The organism is Bacillus sp. WC2507 (assembly GCF_052656125.1).
Map to the genome: position 1 here is coordinate 688,888 of NZ_JBQXPN010000001.1, position 26,353 is coordinate 715,240.

At 35.7% G+C, this 26,353-nt stretch carries 25 protein-coding genes; 14 read left to right on the top strand and 11 right to left on the bottom strand.

The window, feature by feature from the left end:
* Nucleotides 1-215: 215 nt before the first annotated feature.
* The 3 genes from ACUN28_RS03605 to ACUN28_RS03615 all read right to left on the bottom strand — a co-directional run bounded on the left by ACUN28_RS03605 (nucleotide 216) and on the right by ACUN28_RS03615 (nucleotide 2,656).
* Nucleotides 216-1,394, bottom strand: a complete 1,179-nt coding sequence (locus ACUN28_RS03605; RefSeq protein WP_000043197.1) for an NAD(P)/FAD-dependent oxidoreductase — start codon at nucleotides 1,392-1,394, stop codon at nucleotides 216-218.
* A 44-nt stretch (nucleotides 1,395-1,438) separates the two neighbouring features.
* The gene (locus tag ACUN28_RS03610; protein WP_001115309.1) at nucleotides 1,439-1,879 is read right to left on the bottom strand and encodes a DUF1641 domain-containing protein; all 441 of its coding nucleotides are present in this window, start codon (nucleotides 1,877-1,879) and stop codon (nucleotides 1,439-1,441) included.
* A gap of 429 nt (nucleotides 1,880-2,308) precedes the next feature.
* Complete coding sequence (locus tag ACUN28_RS03615; RefSeq protein ID WP_000760478.1) at nucleotides 2,309-2,656, bottom strand: winged helix-turn-helix transcriptional regulator; 348 nt, start codon at nucleotides 2,654-2,656, stop codon at nucleotides 2,309-2,311.
* A 392-nt stretch (nucleotides 2,657-3,048) separates the two neighbouring features.
* Between ACUN28_RS03615 and ACUN28_RS03620 the strand changes: the two genes are divergently transcribed.
* From ACUN28_RS03620 to ACUN28_RS03640, 5 genes are all read left to right on the top strand, one after another.
* Nucleotides 3,049-4,212, top strand: a complete 1,164-nt coding sequence (locus ACUN28_RS03620) for an MFS transporter (RefSeq protein ID WP_016136929.1) — start codon at nucleotides 3,049-3,051, stop codon at nucleotides 4,210-4,212.
* Between the two features lie 15 nt (nucleotides 4,213-4,227).
* Nucleotides 4,228-5,067 (top strand): aldo/keto reductase, encoded by an 840-nt coding sequence (locus tag ACUN28_RS03625; RefSeq protein ID WP_016136928.1) that lies wholly within the window; start codon nucleotides 4,228-4,230, stop codon nucleotides 5,065-5,067.
* 112 nt (nucleotides 5,068-5,179) lie between these two features.
* Nucleotides 5,180-6,106 carry a thioester domain-containing protein gene (locus ACUN28_RS03630; protein ID WP_016085632.1) on the top strand — a complete coding sequence of 309 codons (927 nt, stop codon included), beginning with the start codon at nucleotides 5,180-5,182 and terminating at the stop codon, nucleotides 6,104-6,106.
* 221 nt (nucleotides 6,107-6,327) lie between these two features.
* Nucleotides 6,328-6,750: a GNAT family N-acetyltransferase gene (locus ACUN28_RS03635; RefSeq protein WP_307845681.1), complete on the top strand. Its 423-nt coding sequence runs from the start codon at nucleotides 6,328-6,330 to the stop codon at nucleotides 6,748-6,750.
* A 508-nt stretch (nucleotides 6,751-7,258) separates the two neighbouring features.
* Nucleotides 7,259-10,426: a putative mucin/carbohydrate-binding domain-containing protein gene (locus ACUN28_RS03640; RefSeq protein WP_033660221.1), complete on the top strand. Its 3,168-nt coding sequence runs from the start codon at nucleotides 7,259-7,261 to the stop codon at nucleotides 10,424-10,426.
* Nucleotides 10,427-10,475: 49 nt separating this feature from the next.
* Here ACUN28_RS03640 and ACUN28_RS03645 read toward each other — a convergent pair whose 3' ends face one another.
* Nucleotides 10,476-11,114 (bottom strand): NAD(P)-dependent oxidoreductase, encoded by a 639-nt coding sequence (locus tag ACUN28_RS03645; RefSeq protein WP_016085635.1) that lies wholly within the window; start codon nucleotides 11,112-11,114, stop codon nucleotides 10,476-10,478.
* Between the two features lie 302 nt (nucleotides 11,115-11,416).
* Here ACUN28_RS03645 and ACUN28_RS03650 point away from each other — a divergent pair, with 302 nt between their 5' ends.
* From ACUN28_RS03650 to ACUN28_RS03670, 5 genes are all read left to right on the top strand, one after another.
* Nucleotides 11,417-12,847 carry an alanine/glycine:cation symporter family protein gene (locus ACUN28_RS03650; RefSeq protein WP_016085636.1) on the top strand — a complete coding sequence of 477 codons (1,431 nt, stop codon included), beginning with the start codon at nucleotides 11,417-11,419 and terminating at the stop codon, nucleotides 12,845-12,847.
* Between the two features lie 334 nt (nucleotides 12,848-13,181).
* Nucleotides 13,182-14,621, top strand: a complete 1,440-nt coding sequence (locus ACUN28_RS03655) for an alanine/glycine:cation symporter family protein (protein ID WP_016085637.1) — start codon at nucleotides 13,182-13,184, stop codon at nucleotides 14,619-14,621.
* Between the two features lie 296 nt (nucleotides 14,622-14,917).
* Nucleotides 14,918-16,099 (top strand): NupC/NupG family nucleoside CNT transporter, encoded by a 1,182-nt coding sequence (locus ACUN28_RS03660; RefSeq protein WP_016085638.1) that lies wholly within the window; start codon nucleotides 14,918-14,920, stop codon nucleotides 16,097-16,099.
* A 353-nt stretch (nucleotides 16,100-16,452) separates the two neighbouring features.
* The gene (locus ACUN28_RS03665) at nucleotides 16,453-17,634 is read left to right on the top strand and encodes a NupC/NupG family nucleoside CNT transporter (protein WP_016085639.1); all 1,182 of its coding nucleotides are present in this window, start codon (nucleotides 16,453-16,455) and stop codon (nucleotides 17,632-17,634) included.
* Nucleotides 17,635-17,726: 92 nt separating this feature from the next.
* Nucleotides 17,727-17,957: a hypothetical protein gene (locus tag ACUN28_RS03670; protein WP_016085640.1), complete on the top strand. Its 231-nt coding sequence runs from the start codon at nucleotides 17,727-17,729 to the stop codon at nucleotides 17,955-17,957.
* 19 nt (nucleotides 17,958-17,976) lie between these two features.
* Here the strand turns inward: ACUN28_RS03670 and ACUN28_RS03675 are convergent, their stop codons facing one another.
* The 3 genes from ACUN28_RS03675 to ACUN28_RS03685 all read right to left on the bottom strand — a co-directional run bounded on the left by ACUN28_RS03675 (nucleotide 17,977) and on the right by ACUN28_RS03685 (nucleotide 20,180).
* A complete protein-coding gene (locus tag ACUN28_RS03675) occupies nucleotides 17,977-19,149 on the bottom strand; it encodes a DUF418 domain-containing protein (protein WP_016085641.1) in 1,173 nt (390 codons plus the stop codon).
* A gap of 147 nt (nucleotides 19,150-19,296) precedes the next feature.
* The gene (locus tag ACUN28_RS03680; RefSeq protein WP_016085642.1) at nucleotides 19,297-19,803 is read right to left on the bottom strand and encodes a ferritin; all 507 of its coding nucleotides are present in this window, start codon (nucleotides 19,801-19,803) and stop codon (nucleotides 19,297-19,299) included.
* A gap of 53 nt (nucleotides 19,804-19,856) precedes the next feature.
* Entirely contained in the window at nucleotides 19,857-20,180 is a 324-nt protein-coding gene (locus tag ACUN28_RS03685) for a MazG nucleotide pyrophosphohydrolase domain-containing protein (protein ID WP_000355762.1), read from the bottom strand.
* 73 nt (nucleotides 20,181-20,253) lie between these two features.
* Here ACUN28_RS03685 and ACUN28_RS03690 point away from each other — a divergent pair, with 73 nt between their 5' ends.
* Both ACUN28_RS03690 and ACUN28_RS03695 read left to right on the top strand, forming a co-directional pair.
* A complete protein-coding gene (locus ACUN28_RS03690; RefSeq protein WP_033660220.1) occupies nucleotides 20,254-20,832 on the top strand; it encodes an LOG family protein in 579 nt (192 codons plus the stop codon).
* Nucleotides 20,833-20,950: 118 nt separating this feature from the next.
* Nucleotides 20,951-21,232 carry a hypothetical protein gene (locus tag ACUN28_RS03695; protein ID WP_016085644.1) on the top strand — a complete coding sequence of 94 codons (282 nt, stop codon included), beginning with the start codon at nucleotides 20,951-20,953 and terminating at the stop codon, nucleotides 21,230-21,232.
* A 17-nt stretch (nucleotides 21,233-21,249) separates the two neighbouring features.
* Here the strand turns inward: ACUN28_RS03695 and ACUN28_RS03700 are convergent, their stop codons facing one another.
* The 4 genes from ACUN28_RS03700 to ACUN28_RS03715 form a co-directional block, all read right to left on the bottom strand.
* A complete protein-coding gene (locus tag ACUN28_RS03700) occupies nucleotides 21,250-21,447 on the bottom strand; it encodes a hypothetical protein (RefSeq protein ID WP_016085645.1) in 198 nt (65 codons plus the stop codon).
* A gap of 463 nt (nucleotides 21,448-21,910) precedes the next feature.
* Entirely contained in the window at nucleotides 21,911-22,072 is a 162-nt protein-coding gene (locus ACUN28_RS03705) for a hypothetical protein (RefSeq protein WP_033660219.1), read from the bottom strand.
* Nucleotides 22,042-22,482 (bottom strand): Dps family protein, encoded by a 441-nt coding sequence (locus ACUN28_RS03710; protein WP_001041891.1) that lies wholly within the window; start codon nucleotides 22,480-22,482, stop codon nucleotides 22,042-22,044. The genes ACUN28_RS03705 and ACUN28_RS03710 overlap by 31 nt, the downstream gene beginning before the upstream one ends.
* 292 nt (nucleotides 22,483-22,774) lie before the next feature.
* The gene (locus ACUN28_RS03715) at nucleotides 22,775-24,208 is read right to left on the bottom strand and encodes an alanine/glycine:cation symporter family protein (RefSeq protein ID WP_016085646.1); all 1,434 of its coding nucleotides are present in this window, start codon (nucleotides 24,206-24,208) and stop codon (nucleotides 22,775-22,777) included.
* A gap of 410 nt (nucleotides 24,209-24,618) precedes the next feature.
* Between ACUN28_RS03715 and ACUN28_RS03720 the strand changes: the two genes are divergently transcribed.
* Together ACUN28_RS03720 and ACUN28_RS03725 are read left to right on the top strand one after the other, a co-directional pair.
* Nucleotides 24,619-25,116, top strand: coding sequence for a cation:proton antiporter regulatory subunit (locus ACUN28_RS03720; RefSeq protein WP_001026069.1), 498 nt, complete (start codon nucleotides 24,619-24,621; stop codon nucleotides 25,114-25,116).
* A complete protein-coding gene (locus ACUN28_RS03725) occupies nucleotides 25,117-26,316 on the top strand; it encodes a cation:proton antiporter (RefSeq protein ID WP_016085647.1) in 1,200 nt (399 codons plus the stop codon).
* Nucleotides 26,317-26,353 lie beyond the last annotated feature (37 nt).

Here is a 26,353-nt window from a genome sequence, read left to right on the forward strand (position 1 = left end):
AAAATAATCAGTAAATTTAGATAATTAAAAGGGTTATATTATTCTTCTGCCGAATAAATAAGTTAGAGAAAATTACGGATAAAGTGAAACTTTAATCAGTGGGAGGGGTTGATCCCCACTGATTATTAGTTGAACCAATCGGACTTTTACTGCCCGATAATGCGGGATAAAAATAGCCCGAACCATGCTGGGCATGATTCGGGCTTATATTCAGATTAGTAAGCTAAGCTGAATAGACCTTTAATGTGTGATAAGTAACGAACGTTACTTGCTTCTTTCATTAATGATGCTGGTAAACCTTTAAGTGGAGTATTGCTTGCTCCGATTGTAGCAACCGCATCTTTACGTCCTAGACTAGCAAGTGTTCCAGAGTTTACAGGTGCGAACTCTTCGAATGCTTTGCCTTCTAGTGCTGCGTATAAGTTGTATCCAATTAACTCACCCATTTGCCAAGCGATTTGTGCAGTTGGTGGGTATGGACGACCATCTGGAGAGAAGACAACAGCGCTGTCTCCAGCAACGAATACGTCTTTGTGAGAAGTAGATTGTAGGTATGCATCAACTGTTGCACGACCACGGTTTACTTCAAGACCTGATTCACCGATTAATGGGTTACCTTGTACGCCACCTGTCCAAACGAATGTGTTAGCAACAAGTTTTTGACCGTCTTTTAAGTCAATTTCATTGCCAGCAACGTTTGTTACAGGAAGACCTGTTAAGAATGTAACACCGCGTGCTTCTAGGCTAGTAGTTGCACGTTCGATTAAGTGGTCTGGTAATACTGGAAGGATTTTTGGACCTGCTTCAACAAGAAGAAGTTTAACTTCTTTTGGATTTACGCCGTGGCTTTTTGCAAGTTTAGGCATAATGTCAGCAAGCTCACCAACTAGCTCAACGCCAGTTAATCCGCCACCACCGATTACGATTGTAGCATCAGCTTCGTTTTTCGTTTTCGCGTATTCACGAATACGGTCTTCAACGTGTTTGTAGATTTTGTTTGCATCAGCAGCAGATTTTAATACCATGCTGTTTTCTTCTAGTCCTGGAATACCGAAGTAAGCAGTTTTACTTCCTAAAGCAACTACAAGTGCATCGTAAGATAAAGTAGTGCCACCAGCTAGTTTGATTTCTTTGCTATCAACTGAGAATGACTCAACTGTTGCAATTTTAAGATCGATGTCTTTACCTTTGAAAAGCTTTGTAAGTGGCATTGCAATTGCTTGCTCAGCAACGTTACCAGCTGCAAGGCGGTGTAGTTCAGTGATAATTTGGTGTGTTGGGTATTGATTAATCACTGTAACTTGTGCTTCTGATTTGCTGTAATATTTACGTACGTTTAAAGCGGCAAGAAGACCGCCATAACCAGCGCCTAAGATGACAATTTGTTTTGACATAGTATGATATCCCCCGTCTTTACTAATTGTTGTTATAAGTTAACTTATTTATTGTTACGTTCTGCACTAATTTGAAGATATGCGTTCACAAAGCGGAACATTTTTTGTGCTTGTGGGTCTTTTAATAATTTTAATAGACCGAACAGGCCGATAACTTCGTTGCTTTCGTCAGCACGATCTTTCGCTTCGATTGCAGTAGCAGCCATGCTTTTCACTGTATCTTTTACAGGTTCTACAAGCTCTGTGATTGCACCAACAGTGTCGCTTTTTAATACTTCATCAGTAGCAACAGTTTGAGCGAAGTCATAAGACTTAGTTAAAATGTTAACAAGCTCAGTTAATTTTGGAAGCTGTTCTACTAGTGTAGTTAATGATTCTTGTACCTCAGGTTTTAACAACTGATCAAGTACATCAAGTTGTCCTTGGCTAGCAGAAATTTGTACAGTTTCTTGTTCTGGCTTTGTTTGAGTCATAGTTTCTGGCATCTCCAATTCTCCTTTACGATAGCAATACTCTTATTTTTGATAGGTAAGATAGTAAACGCTTGCGAAACTTTATACAAAGTTTCACAAAGCACAATAAAATGCCTTTAAATTTATGCCAGCAAGTAAGCTGAAATCATAAATCCAAAACCATAATGTCTTACCTATTATTTATGAACTGTCCGATACATGGCTTGTCCGCATAATGGAAAGCTCCGTTACCGGAAAGTGTATATAATATATATCCTATATTATATACTATATACACCTATGTTAACATAAAAATGATTCCTAATTATTCGATATTAAGCGTATAACGTAGTACTGACAAGGCGTGAAAGCGCATAAATTATTTTGATAAGGTTAGAAATGTACGTATATATAAAGAAAAAAAGGAAAAAATGGACAAATTTATGTTCATTTTTTCCTTTTTTATTGTTCACCCTCTGTAATTAGCATCGATGTATTACCGCTTTTTTCAAGATGGCATTCGCCCCAAGTACAAAGAGAATCAAGAATGGATTCTAAAGACCAACCGTAGTCTGTAAGAGAATATTCTACTTTCGGTGGTACTTGATTGTATACCTTTCTTTGAATAACTCCATCTTCTTCTAGTTCGCGTAATTGCTGTGTTAACATTTTTTGTGTAATACCAGGCATGAGACGTTTTAATTCACTCGTTCTCTTTGTCCCTTTCGTTAAGTGGCAAAGAATAACGACTTTCCATTTTCCGCCGATAACCTCTAAAGTTGCTTCAACGGGAATATTATATTTCTTCATATAAAAATCTCCTTTGATGAATGTAGATGTCAGTTTTCCAACAAAAGAAGCTAAATAATTTAAATGTTACTAAAAAGTACCTATAGCACTTTAAAGTACGTACTTTTTATCATGTTGAATATGTTCCATAATAGCATACGTAAGAGGGAAATGAGTAGTACGGTACTAAAAAGTGCCTATGTTACTTTTTGGTACCTATCGTACTTTAAAGTGCGTTCTTCAAAAAAAGAGTGAAGCCATTCATAATAGCATATATCAGCAGTAACATTATCTTTGTAGAAGAAAAAAGGCCTTTTTTCATACTATTATGATTGGATTTCTCGCATTAAGGAGGAGTTCAATTGAATTCATATACAATATCTTCTTCGGCAGTACAGAAGAATCGGAGAAGTATGTTTGCTTTATTGGCACTAGCAATTAGTGCGTTTGGAATTGGTACCACCGAATTTATTAGTGTCGGTTTATTACCATCTATTTCAGAGGATTTACATGTTTCCGTTACAACAGCGGGCTTAACCGTTTCTTTATATGCGTTAGGAGTAGCGTTTGGTGCCCCAGTATTAACGTCATTAACAGCTAGTATGTCGCGAAAGACGTTATTAATGTGGATTATGATTATTTTCATTGTTGGTAATGGAATTGCGGCAGTGGCAACAAGTTTTACAGTGTTACTTATCGCGAGGGTTGTATCTGCTTTTGCACACGGCGTTTTTATGTCGATAGGATCCACAATTGCGGCTGCGCTTGTACCAGAGAATAAACGTGCGAGTGCAATTGCATTTATGTTTACTGGATTAACTGTTGCGACCATTACAGGCGTACCAATTGGAACATTTATAGGTCAACAATTTGGCTGGAGAGCATCGTTTATGATAATTGTGGTAATTGGAATCGTTGCCTTAATTGCCAATAGTATGCTGATTCCGTCTAACTTGAAAAAAGGTACGTCCGTATCATTTCGTGATCAATTCAAACTGATTACGAACGGAAGGTTATTACTTGTTTTCATCATTACTGCATTAGGATACGGTGGGACATTTGTAACGTTTACGTATTTATCTCCGTTACTACAAGAAGTAACAGGGTTTAAAGCAAGTACTGTTACAATCATTTTGTTAGTGTACGGAATTGCAATTGCGATTGGGAATATGGTCGGCGGAAAATTATCAAATCATAATCCGATTCGAGCGTTATTTTACATGTTCTTTATTCAGGCAATTGTATTATTTGTTTTAACATTTACAGCACCATTTAAAGTCGCTGGGTTAATCACAATTATTTTCATGGGACTATTCGCATTTATGAATGTTCCAGGGCTGCAAGTATATGTCGTTATTTTGGCTGAGCGCTTTGTGCCTAGCGCTGTCGATGTTGCATCAGCAATGAATATTGCAGCATTCAACGCAGGAATCGCTCTTGGTGCTTATTTAGGCGGTGTTGTAACGAACTCGTTAGGGTTAATTCATACGGCGTGGGTAGGCGGCGTTATGGTAGTAGGTGCTGTTATTTTAACAGCATGGAGTATGGCATTAGAAAAAAGAGATCAAGCAAAATAAAGGAGAGAAAATATAATGAAAAATTTACAAAGTACAATAACATTGCATAACGGTGTAGAAATGCCTTGGTTCGGTTTAGGTGTATTTAAAGTAGAAGATGGACCAGAACTGGTAGAGGTTGTAAAGTCGGCGATCAAAGCAGGATATCGCAGTATTGATACAGCCGCGATTTATGGAAACGAAAAAGCGGTTGGAGAAGGAATCCGCGCTGGTATAAAAGAAGCGGGCATTTCTCGAGAAGATTTATTCATCACTTCAAAAGTGTGGAATGCAGATCAAGGATATGAAACGACACTTGCTGCATATGAAGAGAGCTTAAAAAAATTAGAGCTAGATTATTTAGATTTATATCTTGTTCATTGGCCTGTAGAAGGGAAATACAAAGATACGTGGAGAGCGTTAGAAACACTTTATAAAGAAGAACGAGTACGTGCAATTGGCGTAAGTAACTTCCAAATTCATCACTTACAAGATGTAATGAAAGATGCGGAAATTAAGCCAATGATTAACCAGGTAGAATACCACCCTCGTTTAACGCAAAAAGAATTACAAGCTTTCTGTAAAGAACAAGGTATTCAAATGGAAGCATGGTCACCACTTATGCAAGGTCAATTATTAGATAACGAAACATTACAAGAAATTGCTGAGAAACATGGTAAAACAACAGCACAAGTTATTTTACGTTGGGATCTTCAAAATGGAGTAATCACAATTCCAAAATCAACGAAAGAACACCGCATTATTGCAAACGCTGATGTATTTAATTTTGAATTAACGAAAGAAGATATGGAAAAGATCGATGCGTTAAATCAAAATCACCGCGTTGGTCCAGATCCTGATAACTTTGATTTCTAAGATTCAAGTAAGAAAGAAAAAAGGGTGCTTTTATGCACTCTTTTTTTGTGTATAAAAATATTTTCTAAATAAATACTACTTAGTATTAAGTTTGTTATAAGGGGCTGTAAACATGAATATAAAGCAATCGTTCAAACTTTTAGCTATGCTTTTAAGTGTTTTATTTGTGTTATTCCCACTTCAAAAAGCATTTGCAGAAGTTATGGATCATACAAAGTATCAAATGGATTGGAGTTATAGTAAGTCAAAGAAGAAGCCAATTCGAACAGAACTTATTAAAACGGCAGATGGCAAAATTGCTTTTTGCTTAAATGTAGATTTGAAATCTCCGAGCGGTCAAGATTTACCGGAAATGGGGAAAGTGGATATTAACGTGTACCGCGTACTATTGAATGGATATCCACAAAAGAGTCCACAAGAATTAGGTGTTTCTGATTGGAGAGAAGCGCATTACGCAACGCAGCTTGCAGTATGGAATGCGTTAAAACAAATCGATATTAATGATTTAGATTTCCGTAATAAAAATGTAGAAAAGGTAACGAAAGATATCGTTGCAAAAGCAAACGCTAGTGAAGAGTTACAAGAAATTACGATGAGTGTAACGCCTACAGAAGAACAAGAAGCGGTATTAAAAGATGAGTTTTTTGAAACAGGTTTATACACAGTACAAACTAACGCGAAAAGTGGAACGTATAAAGTACAGGCAACAGGTGCACCGCAGGGCGCGAAGTTCGTAAATGAAAAAGGTGAGGCGAAAACAGAATTTAATGTGGGAGAGAAATTCCGCATTTTAATTCCGAAACAAACACCGGCTGGTGGATTTAGTTTCAAAGTAATAGGGAATTTAACGAAGTTACAAGGGATTGCACATAAGGGCACACCGACAATTCAAAATGCAGTAGTATTACTTGAGCGTAGTGAAGAAAAAACAAGTCCAGAGTTAGCGGTAAGTTGGAAAAAAGCAAATGGTCATGATAATAAACCAAATAAACCCTATACACCAAATGAACCACATAAACCGAATCAATATAACAGATGATGAAAAAAGCGTTGGCATTTGCCAATGCTTTTTTATTGGTTTAAATTTTGCCACGAAAAATTTCTATAGCACCTTTTCTTTAGAAGTACGAAAAGGGTTAGAATTCGTTTGTTTTGGCTTCATTACACCACCGTAAGGTATAATGAAAATGAGAAATTAGAAAGAGAGAAGGAATTATGACTCTTCATATTTGTAAAGTAACGGATGAAAATTGAAATGAAATTGCCAATTTAAAAGTAACGGGAGAACAGCTTGCATGTATTGAAAGTACGGTTTCAGAGTGTTTAGTCGATGCTGATACAAAATATAAAGGTGAGGCTGCTTCAGTAGGTTTTTATGACGGTGATATGCCAATCGGATACGCGATGTATGGTTGGTTTGAAGAAAAAGAGAAGGCTGTATATTTAAATCAATTTATGATTGATAGTAATTGCCAAGGTAAAGGGTATGCGAAAACATTATTGCGTTTGCTAATAGATTATTTACAAAAAGAATATGATAGAAAAGTTATATATTTAAGCATACATCCAGAGAATAAACTTGCCCAAAAATTAAATGAATCCATTGGGTTTCATTTAACTGGTGAAATTGAAGGTGAATGGATAAATGGAAAAGGATTTATAATGAAACGTATACTGAACTAAAATAAAAACCTGTTAAAAAAGAGTAGTATCTTTTTTGACAGGTTTTTATTTTAAAATAATATTAAATTCCATTAATCGTAACGTTAAGATTAATGGATTAAATTCACTGAATTGTAACATTATTCTGATTGGGAGTGCTATCAAACAAAGTGTAAAGCGTGTACAATTCAGTTGGAAAAACTGCCTATAGATGGTCATATATGAAGAAAATGTAAGATTCTATTACTATTTTTAGATGTATAGATGACAATACTAAATTATATTTTTTATTATTCTCTTTTTATGTACGAAGAGAACTCATCACAAATAGAGAGAAGTGAGGAGGGCATATTACATAAAAATTTTACAATGTAAGAAAGCGAATATATTTAGAGAAATGCGGTAGTAATTGATATAGGTGTGCGAGGTGTTAGTCTATTCGTTAAATGTTTTTATGAAAATAATAGGATTTTTCATTAAATGAATGTATAGGATGGTTTGTTTAAAAACAGGACAGGGGACACAGATTATGTCGAAGAAAAAGACGAGTAGGGTATTAGTAGCTGGTGTTTGTTTAGCTACGTTATTAACGCCATATGGACTTGAATTACCTAAGGTGTATGCAGAGATGACGATTGAAGATAAGGAGAAACAGCAAGAAGAGCGAGTGTATCAATTACTGCCAAAAGGTGATGTAGAAGGGATGCGTGAGTTGCATCAGCGTCGAATGAGTTTTTCTCCTTATGAACCAACGGGCATTTATGTAAAGCCAGGTGAAGAAGTAGTTATTCAAGTAGAAGGGAATCAACAGATTAGAGCCTATATTGGCACATATTCTTATGAAAAAGAAGAACCTAAACAATTCAATTTAAATCCTGGTGAGAATAAAATTTCTTCTTCAAATGGGGGACTATTATACTTTTATAATTATCACAACACAGGAGAAGTAGTCGCTAAAGTGAAAAAAGGTGGTACACCAAATCCTTTATTTATTTTAGGAAAGCATACGACAAAAGATTGGAAGCGTATGTTGGCAGAGAATCCTAATCCATATGCAATAGAAATGAAGGGAGAAAATAGTTTATTAACTATGCACCCTGAAACTGTGAAGGAACATTTGAAGCAAGAAGATCCAGCTGCGTTATTAAAGAAACACGATGAAATAATTAATATAGAACATAAGATATCAGGTTTATCAAAAGATGGTGCGGGTGTTGCGAATCAAGGTAAACATTCCATTCATTTTGTTGAAGACTGGTATACGGACAATTATATGTATGCGACTTATTATCGAACAGCTTATAGTAAAGGGAATTTAGAGTCAGTACTAAATCTAGAAGAGTTAACTAATGATGGATGGGGGCCTTGGCATGAAGTGGGACATCAACATCAACAGGACACTTGGTTATGGGATGGACTTGGAGAAGTAACCGTTAATATTTATTCTTTGGCAGTTCAAACTACATTCGGGCATAAAACAAGGTTAGAGCAAGAGGGGCGCTATGAAGCTGCATTTGCTTATTTAGGTAAACCGGATGCACAAGAAAAGATGGATGTATTTGAGAAATTAGTTATGTTTTGGCAGTTGAATTTAGCTTATGGGGATCAATTCTATCCGAATTTACATCAAATGTATCGTTTGTTACATGATACAGAACTGCCTAAATCTGATGAAGAGAAAAAGCAGATGTTTATTTATATGACGTCAAAAGTCGCAGGACAAAATTTAATTCCTTTCTTTGATAAATGGGGATTAATTGCAAATGATGCTACGAGAGAAAAGATTGAAAAATTAAATTTACCAAAATTAGAAAAAGAAATATGGTTATCGACAGATAGTAATCCAATTCGAGAAAAACAGACTGAGCCATATGAAGTTCCATATGGTGAGCCGAATGATACAAAAATACAAAATGTAGCAGTTGGTACTACATATGATGAGAAAAAAGCAAACGAACTTGTACAAAATTTAGGAGAAAGTGTAAAAGTAACAGGTGTAATTATACAAGATAAACCTGGGATTGGAGAAAAAACTGTAAAAGTAGAAATTATAGATAAAAAAGGGAATAAAAATTTAATTCCAGTTGTAGTGAATGTTGGTTATGGTGATGGTGTAATTTTCCAAGGTGATGGCGATACGATACGTTCTATCGTAACGGCGAATCATAATACGAAAAAGCTACAGGCAACATCAACGGACTCTAAAGTTCATTATCGTTTTGAAAAGGAAAAATATATGGGTCTTGCGATTTATGATAAAAATGGAAACGAGAAAAAACGTGTAATAGCAGAAGGGCAAGAGACTTCAAAGAATTTTGCAAATCAATTAAATGGTTTAGATTTTGTATATGGTGATGTTGTGGAAGTATATCATGCAGAATCAGATCGATTAAAGTGGTATCAAAAGAATGAGTTTGTAGGTAAGGGAAAAGGGGAAACAGAACAAAAGTTGTATTTTAAAATAACGGAGCAAGGTTTCGAGAGAATAGAAGCTCAGCAAGAAGTAACGGCAGTACCGCAAAAAGTAGTAATCGGAACAGATGCTGAAAAATTAGAAGCGAAAAACTTTGTTCAAGTGAAAGATGGAGAAGTAATTGGATTTGTAGAAAGACCAGATACAACAAAAATCGGTGAACAAACAGTGAAAGTAGAAACGAAAGACTACTTTGGAAATAAGGAAGTGACAGAAGTACCATTGGAAGTAATCTATGGCGATAGTTTAGTCTTCCAAGGTAATGGTAATACAACGCGTTCTGTCGTAACTGCGGATCATAATACGAAAAAGCTACAGGCAACATCAACGGATTCTAAAGTTCATTATCGCTTTGAAAAGGAAAAATATATGGGAATCACGCTATATGATCAAAATGGAAATGAAAAGAAAGTTATTTCTGTAGAAGGACAAGAGACTGCTAAAAATTTTGCAGAACAGTTAAATGGTGTAAACTTCGCATATGGTGATGTTATTAAGGTATATCATGCAGAATCAGATCGATTAAAGTGGTATCAAAAGAATGAGTTTGTAAGTAGCGGTAAAGGGAAACAAGAGTTGTACTTTGAAATAACGGAAAAAGGTTTTGAAAAAATGGAAAGCTTACAAGAAGTAACGGCAGTACCACAAAAAGTAGTAATCGGAATAGACGCTGAAAAATTAGAAGCGAAAGACTTTGTTCAGGTGAAAGATGGAGAAGTAATCGGATTTGTAGAAAAACCGAATACAACAAAAATTGGTGAACAAAAAGTAAAAGTAGAAACGAAAGATCGTTTTGGAAATAAGAAAGTGACGGAAGTACCAGTAGAAGTAACATATGGAGATAGCATTGTATACCAAGGGCTTAGTAATGTTGTTCGTTCTATTGTAACGTTAAATCATGAGGATAAGAAACTACATGTAACGTCTACAGATGAACAAATTCATAGCTACTTTAAAAATGAATTATATATGGGAATTACGTTATACGATCAAAATGGAACTGAGAAAAAGCATGTAACAGCAGAAGGGCAAGAGACTTCAAAGAATTTTGCTGAGCAAGTAAATGGCACTCCATTTGAGTATGGAGATGTTATTGAAGTGTATCATGCAGAACCGAGTCGTTTACAATGGTATAAAAAGAGTAAATTAGAAGAGCAATTAGCTTTAACAAAAGTTTCATTTAAATTTACTCAAAGTGGATTAGAACAAGTAAAGGGAATATAATAAAAGAAAAACGCGCATAGATATTGTATCTATGCGCGTTTTTCTTTTATTATTCAGCTTCAGAAACAACTGTGAAGCGTTCGTTTACGTGTTTTGGATTTTCGATTTCATCAAGTGCTGCTACTGCGAAGTCTTCATAACTTACGTAGCTATCACCTTTTGAGTTCACAAGAAGATTGTCTTTACCAGCTGTATAAGAACCAGTACGTTTTCCTAGTGCGAATAGTGCAGAAGGGCTGATAAATGTCCAAGTAATATCGTTTGTTTGTTGCAGAATTTCTAAGTTTTTCCCTTGGTTTTGAGCAGTTGCAAGGTATTCGTTAGGGAAACCAGGTGTATCAAATACACGTGTTGTTTTCTCTTCGTCTACAAATAAGCTTCCAGCGCCGCCAACTACAAGTAATTTTGTGTTAGGTGCACCTTTCATAGCTTCAATTAGTACATTTCCTGCATCTACATGAAGATGTTCTTCTCCTGCTGGAGCGCCGAATGCATTTACAACTACATCGAATGCTTGTAGGTCGTTAGATGTAAGAGAGAATACATCTTTCTCTAAAACTTTTACGTTTTCTTCTGTAATTTTTGCAGCATTTCTTACGATTGCAGTTACTTCATGTCCACGATCTAATGCTTCTTTTAAAATACGACTTCCTGCTTTACCAGTTGCTCCGATGATTCCGATTTTCATAATAAATCCCTCCAAAGTGTTTTGTTAAAGTGTATATCTGAAAGTAAATGAATGTATTGTAATTGGGTTTGTTACAACCTGTTGTAATCATTATAGTTACAGGTTGTTGTTTTTGTCAATGGGGTAGTTTTATGAAATTATTTTTGTTTAGTATGTGCAGCTGCTGAAAGTAAAATCATAAAAGAATATTGTATTGGCGATGGGAACCTAATATTTGGAAGTTATGAGATGTCGAAAAATGTTGATTTTTGAATATTTTTTGAATATAATTCGATTTATGGAGAAAAGGAGGGGTTAATTATATGAATATTTTGGAACAATTTGTTTCATCAACGAATACAATTCTTTGGTCATATATTCTTATTGCAATGTTAATTGGTTTAGGTCTTTATTTTTCTATTAAATTGAAATTCGTACAAATTACTCATTTAGGGGAAATGGTTCGACTAATGAGTGATGGATTAACTGGAAAGACGCGTAAAAAAGGTAGTGTATCTTCTTTCCAAGCGTTCTGTATGAGTTCAGCAGCTCGTATTGGAATCGGGAACTTAGCCGGTGTAGCGTTAGCTATTTCTATGGGAGGACCTGGAGCTGTATTTTGGATGTGGGTGATTGCGATTATCGGGGCGTCTTCAAGTTTCGTAGAAAGTACGCTTGCGCAAATTTATAAGATAAAAGATGGCAGTGGCTTCCGTGGTGGTCCTGCTTATTATATGGAAAAAGGTTTAAATAAACGTTGGATGGGAATTTGGTTCTCTATCCTTATTACAATTAGTTACGGTTTAATTTTCAACTCCGTACAAGCGAATACAGTAACGTTAGCATTTAAAAATGCATTTGGTATTGAGCGTTACATTGTTGGGATTGCATTAGCTGCATTAGTTGCGGTTATTATTTTTGGTGGTGTAAAAAGTATCGCACGTATGTCGGAAATGATTGTTCCGCCAATGGCGCTTATTTATATTGCAGTAGCTATTTTTGTTGTCATTAAAAACTTCTATTTAATACCAGATGTGTTTACGGAGATCTTTAAAGGTGCATTCGGTTTAGATTCAGCTGTAGGTGGCGGTATCGGTGCTGCAATGAAATATGGTATTCAGCGCGGATTATTTGCGAACGAAGCAGGTATGGGTAGTGCGCCAAATGCGGCAGCGACAGCTGATGTAACGCATCCGGCGAAGCAAGGTTTCATTCAAACAATCGGTGTTTTAGTAGATACATTCTTAGTGTGTACATCAACAGCGTTTATCGTACTATGTTCTGGTGCATATAAAGCAACAAATTTAGAAGGTATTGAATTAACACAAAATGCATTAAGTTCACAAATCGGCCCATGGGCAAGTAGCTTCTTAGCGATTATTATTTTCTTATTTGCGTTTAGTTCACTTCTAGGAAACTACTATTATGGTGAAACAAATATTGAATTCATTAAACAAAGTAAAACGTGGTTAACAATTTACCGTATTGCGGTAGTTGCAATGGTATTATTCGGTTCTGTTGCGACACTTCAAGTTGTATGGAATATGGCGGATTTATTTATGGGACTAATGGTAATCACAAACTTAATTGCGATTACACTTCTTGGCCGATTTGCATATGCTGCTTTGGCAGACTATGTAAGGCAAAAGAAACAAGGAAAAGATCCAGTTTTCAGTGCAGATTCTATTCCGGGTTTAACGAATACAGAGTGTTGGGATAAGCCAGCGGTAACGGATAAAGAAAAAGCAGTATAATGAAAAGGCGAGCATCGAGATAAATTCGATGCTCGTCTTTTTTGTTGTAGTAAATGATGAAGAGGGTGGGAGGTAATTATTAATATAATTTTTTGTTCATTCATTCCTCTCGTTATTTGTAGGAACGTACTGTCTTAAAAGTATGAATGATCGAATGGGATGAGTGATTGAGTATTAGATACATGCACGTACTGGTTATATTTTTACGTGAAAAAAACATGTATGTTAATAAGTGTAACGTGACCATGTCATAAAACCTAACATAAAGTTCTTGATTACTAAAAGTTTTTAGAATATAATTTTCTTATTGTTAGGAAGAGGGGGCAATGCAAATATGGATTTTTTAGCTAAGGTAATTGGGGATGTAAATAATGTCCTTTGGTCATATGTCATTATTGCGATGTTAATTGGGTTAGGGCTCTATTTTTCATTTCGTGTGAAATTTGTCCAAGTTCGTTACTTCGGTGAAATGATTCGTTTGCTTGGGGATGGAGCAAGCTCGAAAACGAGGAAAGCGCAAAAAGAGAGGAGCGGCGTATCATCATTCCAAGCGTTTTGTATGAGTACAGCTTCTCGTGTAGGTACGGGTAACTTAGCTGGTGTAGCTATCGCGATTTCAGCGGGTGGACCAGGAGCAGTATTTTGGATGTGGTTAATTGCGGTAATTGGGGGTGCTTCTGCATTTGTAGAGAGCACATTAGCGCAAATTTATAAAGTAAAAGATGGGAATGCATTCCGCGGTGGCCCAGCGTATTATATGGAAAAGGGTTTAAAGAAACGCTGGCTAGGGGTTGTTTTCTCTGTTCTAATAACGGTTAGTTTCGGATTAATTTTCAACGCCGTGCAGTCAAACACGGTAGCGGCGGCTTTTGATGGAGCGTTTAACACAGATGGTAAGTTTGTAGGTCTGTTTATGGCTGGTTTACTTGCAGTTATTATCTTCGGCGGAGTAAAACGTATTGCACGTGCGGTTGAAATGATCGTACCAGTAATGGCAATTATTTATGTAGCAGTGGCATTATTCGTTGTTGTAACAAACATTACGGCAATTCCATATGTATTTAAAGAAATTTTCTTACATGCTTTTGGAATTAAAGAAGTAGTGGGCGGAGGATTAGGAGCTGCGATTTTACTAGGGGTAAAACGTGGATTATTCTCAAATGAAGCAGGTATGGGTAGTGCGCCGAACGCAGCTGCGACTGCAAACGTAACGCATCCAGTTAAACAAGGTTTCATTCAAACTTTAGGGGTATTTACAGATACATTATTAATTTGTAGTTGTACAGCATTCATCATTTTATTATCTGATGTACCTGGTGCAGCTGATCTAAATGGTATTCAATTAACACAGCAAGCATTAAGTCAACATATCGGACCGTGGGCTTCTATATTTGTAGCGGTGGCAATCTTCTTGTTTGCATTCAGTTCATTAGTAGGTAACTACTACTATGGTGAAACAAATATTGAGTTCTTAAATGGAAGTAAAGTGCTATTAAATGCATACCGCATTGCTGTACTTGGTATGGTTATGTTAGGGTCTGTAGCAACAATTCAAATCGTTTGGGATTTAGCAGATTTATTTATGGGGATTATGGCTGTTATTAACTTAGTGGCGATCGTATTCCTTTCTAAATACGCTTTTGCAGCGTTAGCAGATTATATTAAGCAGAAGAAACAAGGAAAAGATCCGGTCTTCTACGCAAATTCTATTCCAGGTCTGGAAAATACAGAGTGCTGGGAAGAGCAAGTAGCAGATAAAGAAAAAGCGGTATAATGAGGTGAGCATCAAGTGAAACTTGATGCTCATTTTTTTGTTTTATCCAGTTATTTGTAGGCAGTAAAAGACGAACATTCATAGATGTTTTATAATAAAATGTAATTTTTTTAAGAAAAGTGCGGATATGAGTTGTGATTTATGTTAGAATGGAAAATGCCTTTGAAACAAGAGGTTTTATGATCTTTCCTATCCGATTGAAGCTTTTAGAGGAGAAATGGAAAGTTCGGATTATTTCTTATTTTGAGTGGTCAGACGTTCAACGTTAATGAAGAGTTAAATGGAGGATTTTATTAATGAAGTTTGTTATGTTTCTTGTAGGATTACTCGTTGTATTTGTACTCGGTTTTCTTATAAGTGCCGATCGAAAGAAGATTAAGTACAAACCAATCGCAATTATGCTTGTTATTCAGCTAGTATTATCTTATTTCTTATTAAATACGCAAGTTGGTTATATTTTAGTAAAAGGAATTTCAGATGGATTTGGCGCGCTTCTTGGATATGCGGAAGCTGGAATCGTTTTCGTATTTGGCGGTCTTGTTAATAAAGGAGAGGTTTCATTCTTCTTAACAGCGTTATTACCAATCGTATTCTTTGCCGTTTTAATTGGAATTCTGCAACACTTTAAAATTTTACCGATATTTATTCGTGCTATTGGTACGTTGTTAAGTAAAGTAAATGGTCTAGGAAAATTAGAATCATATAACGCAGTAGCGGCTGCCATTGTTGGACAAGCAGAAGTATTTATTACAGTAAAAGACCAATTAAGTAAAATCCCAAAACATCGTTTATATACATTATGTGCATCTTCCATGTCGACAGTATCGATGTCAATCGTAGGTTCTTATATGAAAATGATCGAACCGAAATATGTAGTAACAGCACTTGTATTAAATTTATTTAGTGGTTTCATTATTATTCATATTATTAACCCGTACGATATTACAGAAGAAGAAGATACACTGAAATTAGAAAATAAGAAAAAGCAATCATTCTTTGAAATGCTAAGCGAATATATTATGCTTGGTTTCACGATTGCAATCACAGTAGCAGCAATGTTACTTGGTTTCGTAGCATTAATTACAGCAATCAATAGCTTGTTTGATTCCATGTTCGGTATTACATTCCAAGCTATTTTAGGATATATTTTCTCACCATTAGCATTCGTAATGGGTATCCCGCAAGCAGAGATGGTAACAGCGGGACAAATTATGGCAACAAAATTAGTATCAAACGAGTTTGTTGCGATGCTTGATCTTGGAAAAGTAGCTGGCGATTTATCAGCTCGTACAGTTGGTATTCTGTCTGTATTCCTTGTATCATTTGCGAACTTCTCATCTATCGGAATTATCGCAGGTGCAACGAAAGGTATCGATGAAAACCAATCAAATGTTGTATCATCATTCGGTCTACGCCTTGTGTATGGTGCGACATTAGTAAGTATTCTATCGGCGATTATCGTTGGTGTTATGTTATAAAAAAAGGTGGCCCTAGCTCATAGTTAGGGCTATTTTTTTATGGTAAATTTGCATGAAAAAACCAATTTGTTAGGAATATATTAACATATAAAAATCTTTTAAAATTTATATTGCATTTCATCTAGATAACGCTTACAATTTGATTTGTAGGTGGTATCAATTTCAGACTTTCAAGTATGGTAGGAGAGAAGAAGCTACCTTTTATAAATTGCAATTTATGTAAACGCTTACTGATTTTAGATAACAGTTGAATAGTATTTAGGGGTTTTAAATTTTTTTAACATCAATGGTCAGACGTCATTCGTTATACGTTATACGACCAATAACTCGTGGGAGAAGTGGAGGATTCACATATGAAAATAGTAATGTTTCTAGTCGGTTTACTTGTAGTATTTGTACTAGGTTTCCTTATCAGTTCAGATCGTAAGAAAATTAAATATAAACCAATTGCACTTATGCTTGTCATTCAATTGGTACTTGCGTATTTCTTACTAAATACAAAAGTCGGATTTGTGTTAGTAAAAGGGATTGCAGATGGGTTTGGCGCTATTTTAAAATTTGCGGAAGCTGGGGTTAATTTCGTATTTGGTGGTTTAGCAAATGATGGACAAGCACCATTCTTCTTAACAGTATTATTACCGATTATTTTCTTAGCAGTACTAATCGGGATCTTACAACATATTAAAGTTTTACCGATTATCATTCGTGCAGTTGGTTTCCTATTAAGTAAAATTAATGGTTTAGGAAAACTAGAATCGTACAATGCGGTAGCAGCTGCAATTGTTGGTCAAGGGGAAGTATTTATTACAGTAAAAGATCAACTAAGCAAATTACCGAAAAATCGTTTATACACACTTTGTGCATCTTCCATGTCAACAGTATCGATGTCAATCGTCGGTTCTTATATGAAAATGATTGATCCAAAATATGTAGTAACAGCACTTGTACTAAACTTATTCAGTGGATTCATTATCGTTCATATCATTAATCCATATGAAGTAAAAGAAGAAGACGATATTTTAGAATTACAAGAAGATAAGAAACAAACATTCTTTGAAATGTTAGGCGAATATATTATGCTTGGTTTCTCTATCGCTGTAACAGTAGCGGCGATGTTAATCGGTTTCGTAGCATTAATTACAGCAATTAACGGTGTATTCGATTCAATTTTCGGAATCACATTCCAAAGCATTTTAGGATATGTCTTCTCACCATTAGCATTCGTAATGGGTATTCCAACATCAGAGATGCTAACAGCAGGACAAATTATGGCAACGAAATTAGTAACGAACGAGTTTGTTGCGATGCTTGATTTAGGCAAAGTAGCTGGTGAGTTATCAACTCGTACAGTAGGTATCTTATCTATCTTCCTTGTATCATTTGCGAACTTCTCATCTATCGGAATTATCGCAGGTGCAACGAAGAGTATCGATGGCAAACAAGCAAACGTTGTATCATCATTCGGACTAAAACTTGTATACGGTGCAACGCTAGTAAGTATATTATCAGCGATTATCGTTGGGGTTATGCTTTAATAAAACGGTATAGAAGTCGTTTATCTCTCGCCTAGAGGGATGAACGACTTTTTTATTTTGGTATGATAAGTAATACAGAGAGGGGGATTAAGTTGAAAGAACGGGATAGTTTAAGGGAGTTTGATGAGAGTATAGAGAACATTGACCAATTAACTGGTGAAGATGCTAGAGCATTTTTGAAATTGATACACGGATACTTGAGCATAGTAGAAGAAGGAGATGGGACTTTTACTCATAGTGACTTTGTTGAAAAGGTTTCAGGGCTTTATAAGAGGGATTTGGCGAAGGTTATTAAGCTTAGGGAAGAAATAAAAAAGCAATGAGCCCGAGCTCATTGCTTTTTTAACTTGCTCTATCCAAGTCTCTTTTAAATTGTGGTTTTTCCAAATAAGTTCCCAGCCTCCACACATATTCAACAGGGCCCATTCGGTATTTCTGTAGCCAGTAAGTGCTAATAAATAGTTGAATCGTATAAATTCCAATTGTTAACAGAATACCGAAGAAATAACCGATTTTACCGTATAAGCCAAATCCATATGCGTAAAAAATAGTTGTTGCGATAATAGATTGAGCTAAGTAATTACTAACTGACATTTTTCCCATGTTTGCCATGTATGTTAGTAAGCGCGATGCTTTTTTGTAATGGAATAATAAAATAATTGTGCTTCCGTAAAAGAAGGTCATGGTTACTGGTGTAAGGCCATCTTGTAACATAATTAAAAGCGGGTGCTTTAAGAACATAGCTAAGGTTTTAATTGTAAAAGAGAAGAGACCGGTGACAAACCATATTTTTTTGACAGCAGGTATATGATTATCAACCTCAAATAGCCAGCCTTTTTTCCCTACATACATTCCGAGCAAGAAAAGTGGAGACATAAAAATTATTGCAAAAATGGATACGAAAACTAATCCGAATACACCGTCAATCCCCATATAATCAAAAGGACTCTCAGTTAATCTAAAGTTGACATGATCTATATAGTTTCCAGTTTTATGAATCTTATGTTCTTTTTCAGTATAAGGTGCGAAATCATCATAAGGATTGGATGTTGATTCTGATTGGTAAGATGCGAACATAATGAGTGCTAGTAAAATAAGTGCCCAAATGAGCAAAGTTTTCGGTTTTCGATTGATGAATATCATTAAAAAAATCCCGATAACCCCGTATGCAAATAAAATATCTCCCTCCCAAACAAAAGTGCCGTGAATGTAGCCGAGTAGTAAAAGAATGAGAATACGTCTTATGTATGTGGGGAAGAATTTTTTTCCTTTTTCAATGATACTTTTTTGTAACAAAATAATGCTAAGACCAAATAAAAAAGAGAATAGGGACATAAAATTATGGGTACCGAAAAATTGAATAAACCAATTAGCGCCTTCATCAAGCTTTCCAAAAATATAATTGGGTTTTTCACTGGTGAAAAACCCAAATTGAATTAATGTCATATTAACAAGTAAAATGCCAAATAAAGCGAAACCACGAATGGCGTCAACAAATTCTACACGTTGGTTCATTTTTTCTCTCCTCGCATATTGTTTTATATTGAAAATAATACCATTTTTTTACTGGTGCTATGTCAAATACGAGGAATTTTAAGGTGATTTTAAGCTAGAGAGAAAATAAAAAATCACCTTAATACATTCATTAAGGTGATTGAAATATTACTCAGCTGGAGCTGTAAATGTACGTTTCTCCAATTCAGCATCTAGCATAAATAGTGCATTTGAATCGCTTGTAATACGTTTTAATTTTTGGATGATGCTATCGAATGAAGCTTCTTCTTCTACTTGCTCATCAACGAACCATTTTAAGAAGGTGATTGTTGCGTGTTCACGCTCATCCCAAGCAATATCAGATAAGTGATAAATACGTTTTGTTACTTCACGCTCGTGTTCAAGTGCGACTTCAAAAGCATTTAATACAGATTCGTATTCGTTATTCGGATTATCAAATCCAGTAATAATAGCGCGCTCACCGCGGTCATTAATGTAGTTGTAAAGCTTCATTGCGTGGAAACGCTCTTCTTCAGCTTGTACAAGGAAAAAGTTAGCAAATCCATCATAGCTTTCGGCTGTACAGTAAGCAGCCATTGCCATATAAGCGTGGGCAGAGTAAAACTCAAAGTTCATTTGATCGTTTAGTGCGTCGTGCAATTTTTTAGATAACATAAAATCCCCCTTAGTATTGTGACAAGAATATTATATCATAATTGATAATATTCTCATTTAGATGTTTCAAACCTTTTCGAAAGCTTTGTGACGTGTGCTTCCATAATGTCTTGTAAATCTAAATCATATTTTTGTGAAAGAATAATAAGGTTAGACAGTACATCACCAAGTTCTTCTTTTAGTTCTTGTTTTAGCTCTTCTTCTGTTTTCGCGTCTTCATCAGGACGATCACGGCCAATTTCAATGGCGCGAACAACGCGTGAAACTTCCCCAACTTCCTCTGTTAAGAAATTTAAGCGAATAAAGGAATTATACTGTGACCAGCTTCGTTTTTCGTAAAATTCCTCCACCCATCTTTGAAATGCGACGATATCCATTTCTTCCTCATCCCTTCAATATGTTGTACAATACTCATTGTATCATGACAATATATAGTTTTGGGGTGTAGAAATGAGAAAGATTTGTGTGTTTGCAGGTTCCAATTTAGGGGAGAGACCAGAATTTAAAGAGCAGGCGATAGAGCTAGGGAAAATGTTTGTTAAGAACGATTATGAGCTTGTATATGGCGGTTCTTGCGTTGGATTAATGGGAGAAGTGGCGAATGAAGTTCTTCGTTTGGGCGGGCGTGTAACAGGTGTTATGCCACGTGGTCTATTCCGAGGAGAAATCGTACATACAGGATTAACAGAATTAATTGAAGTAGAAACGATGCATGAGCGTAAAGCAAAAATGGCAGAGCTTGCGGATGCTTTTATTGCACTGCCAGGCGGATACGGAACGTTTGAAGAACTATTTGAAGTTGTATGTTGGTCACAAATTGGTATACATAATAAGCCGGTTGGTTTATTAAACATTAAAAATTTTTATGGACCAATTCTGCAAATGGTTGAACGCGCAGCAGAAGAAGGGTTTATGAATCCATCAAATAAAGAGTTGATTGTTTCAGCTGAGACGGCAGATAAGTTAATTCATGAAATACAAAATTACGAACGTCCTGTTTTAGGGACGAAGTGGAAGCAACTATCATAATACAATTGTATAGAGATTTTTGGAAACACATGTCATTTTATCTTGAAAAGGCATGTGTTTTTAATTTGGTTAAATATGTTAATGTTGAGATATGATGTTTTGGGAAAAGGAGAAATAGATGGAGGAGTTTGTGTATTTACGTCCTGTTTTTAAAAGTATATTAGCAGCATCTACTCTTGTTATGCTAATTGTTTCAACGCAGAAGAAAGAGCTAATTAATGAGTTTTCGCTTTGGTTTATTTCGATATTGTGTATTGGTGTTTCTGCGATAACATTGTTTATGTCTGGGTTTATCGTTGATGAGTATAATTTAGGTGGAGATGTGCAGAGTTTTAACATGTTTATTGCGATTGGCTGTATTAGCGGTTTGAATTTCATTATTTATTATAGACGGCAATAAAAAGAAGGCATTCCGTATTACTTTGGAATGCCTTTATCATTTTGATTACTTTGTTTTTTATACAGGTACCAGCCACCCCAGCCGCCACCAATTGCTACAACAACGAGGAAAGCATAGTCTTTCACCTCGACACGTATATTGAAAATAGTAGCTATAAGTAAGACAATCCCAACTGTTATTAACGCAAAAAATGCTCTAATTAAGTAGTCTTTCAACTGAACCACTCCCGCCATTTAATTAGTAAATGATGAATTTGGAAAAGCTTTTTGGATCTAATTACTAAAAGGTGTTTCCTATATTTTAACATAAAAGAGATTGTAATATATTGATGAAAGTAGAGGAGGTGAGTGCTATTATTGTCGTTATTTGTTGGTAAATCGATATTCTTTGTCGAATCGTTGATATATTGTGAGTTGTGATCGATATAATGAAAAAATCGTTGATATATTGCAAGTTATGATCGATATATTTGAAAAATCGTTGATATAATTTCATGTACCATCATACGGGAACACCCAATAGAAAAAAGCGACTCTGAACGAGCCGCTTCCGCTTTTAAGTAATATCCAGCTCCAGCGGCTAGAATGTTCGGTGGCTTCGCTTTTTCCTGCGAGGCAAAGAGCGCCTCTACGTCAAAAGCTCCATCCCCCTCACATTCTAAACGAGCCGCTTCCGCTTTTAATGATATCCAGCTCCAGCGGCTAGAACAGTCGGTTGTTTCACTCCTTCATTCGAGGCAAAAAGCGCCTCGTAATCAGGAGTTCCAACACCCTCCTGTTCTGAACGAGCCGCTTTCGCTTTTAAATCTATTATTGATTCAAGAACGCGCGTAGCATCCAAGCGTGTTTTTCTAGTTCTGTGTAGATGCCTAGTAGTAGGTCAGATGTCATTTCGTCGTCAGAGTCTTGAGCGATTTCCATGCCTTTTTTCAGTTCGACTAGCATCATTTGGTAGTCTTTCATGATTGCTTCGACCATCCCTTCTGCAGTTTCTCCGTAAGCTGCTTCTTGAATAGAAGATATTTCTAGGTATTCTTTCATTGTTGCTACTGGTTTACCGCCAATTGCTAAAATACGTTCTGCAATTTCGTCGATGTGAGTAGCTGATTCTGTGTAAAGTTCTTCGAATTTCTCGTGTAATGTGAAGAATTGAGGTCCTTTTACGTACCAATGGAAGTTGTGTAGTTTTGTGAATAAAACGCTCCAGTCTGCTACTTGTTTGTTTAATACTTCGATTACTTGTTTGTTCATTATGATCAATCTCCTTTTGAGTTGTTATGTTATATCAATTACTAATTTATAATCATTATAATCTAGTAATTCGTATAAATCAACCCTTTTGCTGGAATTAATTTGAACAAATTATGAACTGTTGTATATAAAAATCCCTATTACTGTGGAGTAATAGGGATTTTTATTGATATATAGCTCCAGCGGCTAGAATCACCGGTCATTTCGCTCTCTCGCTCGAAGCAACAAGCGCTTCAAAATCGAGAGCTCCAATGTCCTGCGATTCTAAACGAGCCGCTTTCGCTTTTAATTGTTATACCGCTTTTTTATTCTCTTCTACATCCTGTCCATCCCAGCACTCTGTATTCTGTAAGCCAGGGATAGAACTTGCAACGAAAACAGGATCTTTTCCTTGTTTCTTTTGCTTAATATAGTCTACTAATGCTGCGTAGGCGAATTTGCTTAGGAATGAGATGGCAATTAAGTTTGTGAATACCATTAGTCCCATGAATAAATCAGCTAAACTCCAAACTGTTTTAAGGGCAGCGATTGATCCGAAGAATACCATTCCGACAACTGCAATGCGATAAATCATTAACCATGTTTTGCTTTCTTTAATGAATGCGATATTCGTTTCACCATAATAGTAGTTTCCTAGTAAAGAGCTAAAAGCGAATAGGAAAATAATAATCGCTAAGAAAGTGCTTGCCCACGGTCCAATTTGTGAACTTAATGCTTGTTGTGTTAGTTCAATACCTTCTAAATTCGATCCTTTGTAAAGTCCAGAGCATAATACGATAAACGCTGTTGATGTACATACTAAGAATGTATCTACGAAAACACCTAATGCTTGAACAAGTCCTTGTTTTACAGGGTGAGATACATCTGATGTTGCTGCTGCGTTAGGAGAGCTACCCATACCTGCTTCTGTCGCGAATAAACCGCGCTGAATTCCGAACTTGATTGCCGCTCCAATACCACCAGCGACGGCTTGCTCTAAACCGAATGCGCTGTTAAATATTTCCGTGAAAATGCTTGGTAACATAGTGAAGTTGTTAATAACAACAAAAATTGCCACACCAATATAAATAATTGCCATTGGAGGAACAATCATTTCTGTAATACGTGAAATGCTCTTGATACCACCGAAAATAATAACTGCAACTAATAAAGCTAATAGAGCTCCTACGATCGTTCGCTCTAGTCCAAAAGCATTTTCAAATGCTATTGTTACTGTGTTTGCTTGTACAGAATTGAAAATTAATCCGTACGCAACTGTAATAAGAAGTGAAAACCAAACACCCATCCAGCGTTTATTTAATCCTTTTTCCATGTAATATGCTGGACCACCACGGAATCTGCTTCCATCTTTTACTTTATAAATTTGTGCGAGCGTACATTCTACGAAACTAGTAGCTGCTCCGAGAATAGCGATAAACCACATCCAAAATATTGCGCCAGGTCCACCCATTGAAATGGCTAGTGCTACACCAGCTAAGTTCCCGATACCGATACGTGCTGCTGCACTTAGGCAAAATGCTTGGAATGGAGAGATGCTATCTTTCTTTTTTTCTTTTCGATTAAACCCTTTACTAATTAAACCGACCATCTCACCGAAATGAGTAATTTGGACAAACTTCAATTTAAAAGAGAAATAAAGACCGAAGCCGATTAGCATTGCAATAAGAATATATGACCATAAAATATTATTCGTTACCTCAAGGAATCTGCTAAAGATATCAACCATATAATACACTTCCTTTTTTCTGTAATAAGAAAATTATATGCAAAAAATATACGAGAATCAATTTTTCTAAAAAATTATGTTACTTAAATGCATTTTGTGTTATGATTATGTTACATCGTAATATTTTTAGAATTATTTACATTTTAAAAAACTAAATGTAAAACGAGAAAGAGGGGATAATTTGAAAGAAGAATCTTTATTGAAAGTAAGCCTTAAGAGTTTGAAAATGAGAAGTAATATATTTTTTATCATTACATCTTTAAGTATCTTTTTGGGAGCCACTTATTATTACAATAAAAGATTTCCAAATCACAGGTATCCTGAATGGTTAGAATTTCTAAAGTTAATTGGATGAACAAAAGACAGAAAAACAGAAAATTCAAATATAAAATGTTGTGGAGGAGCTAAATATGAATATTAGAGAAAGTGAACTTCCGGGTATTGGTTACAAATTTCAAATCGTTACGAAAGGTAACGAAAAGATGGTAATTGTCATTCATGATGACGGGCGTAGAGAAATGTATCATTTTGATTCAGACCATGAAGAAAGTATCTCAAGTATTTCATTACGCGACTCAGAGGCAAGACAAATTGCAGCAATATTAGGTGGAATGGTGTATAAGCCTAGAGCATTAGAAAATGTTGAAATGGTCTTTGAAGGTTTAGCGATTGAGTGGTTTAAAGTAGAGAATGCAGCTCCAGCAATCGGAAAAACAATCGGTGATCTTGAAATAAGAAAAACATATAGCGTAACAATCATTGCAGTTATGAAAAAGAATATGAAAAAGCTATTTAATCCAGGACCAGAAACGGTAATTGAAGAAGGCGATATGCTTGTAGTTTCTGGTGAGAGAGAAGAAATTAAAAAAATTATTAATGAGTTACTTTCGAATAGGGGGACTGACTAGATGGATACGTTAATTTTTGAAGTTGGTACAGCGTTAGTATTAGTTGCAATTGCGGCAGTAATTGCTGGAAAGTTTAAATTCTCAGTAATTCCGTTTCTAATTGTTCTTGGGATGTTAGTGGGGCCACATGCGCCGACAATAGGTGTTATCAATCTCAAGTTTATTGAAAGTGCAAGTGTAATTTCCTTCCTTGGACGGATTGGGGTTCTGTTCCTTCTGTTCTATCTAGGACTAGAATTTTCGATGAAAAAACTAATTAAATCGGGACGTTCTATTGCGATTGGCGGAACAATCTATATTTTAATTAACTTTTCACTTGGATTATTATACGGATTTATAATGGGATTCCCTTTACTAGAAATCTTAATTATTGCGGGTATTATTACGATTTCTTCTAGTGCTATCGTTGCTAAAGTGTTAGTAGATTTAAGAAGAACTGGTAATAATGAGACCGAATTAATTTTAGGAATCATTATGTTTGAAGATATATTCCTTGCTGTATATTTATCGGTTGTTTCTGGTTTAGTTTTAGGGGATCATGCTTCCTTCTTAGGTGCCCTTACTTCAATTGGAATTGCTTTAGGGTACATGCTTCTATTCTTTATTGTGGCTAGAAAGGCTACGCCGTTATTAAATAGACTGCTCAATATTAGTTCAGATGAAATTTTCATTATTGTAGTATTCGCTTCGTTATTCTTTATTGCAGGTTTCTCAGAAACAATTCACGTTGCCGAAGCAATTGGAGCACTTCTTTTAGGATTAGTTTTCTCTGAGACAGAGCATAGTGACAGAATTGAACATCTCGTTGTTCCATTTAGAGACTTTTTCGGAGCTATTTTCTTCTTCAGTTTCGGATTAAGTATTGATCCGTTTTCATTAGGCGGGGCGATATGGTTAACGTTAGGTGCTGTCCTTCTCACAATCATCGGAAACTTTGTTGCAGGGATGATTGCAGGGCGACAAGCTGGATTATCTCATAAAGCGTCAACAAATATTGGATTAACAATCGTTTCAAGAGGAGAATTTTCCATCATTATGGCCAATATCGGTATCGCCGGTGGTTTAATGTCAGTACTGAAACCATTCTCAGCACTATACGTGCTTATACTATCCATCTTAGGTCCACTTCTGACGAAAGAGTCAAAGAATGTATATAAATTATTAAATAAAATCTTTAAGTGGGATACGAAGACTAGCTAAATTTTTTGAAAATAAAAGTACAAGATATTTCCTGCTT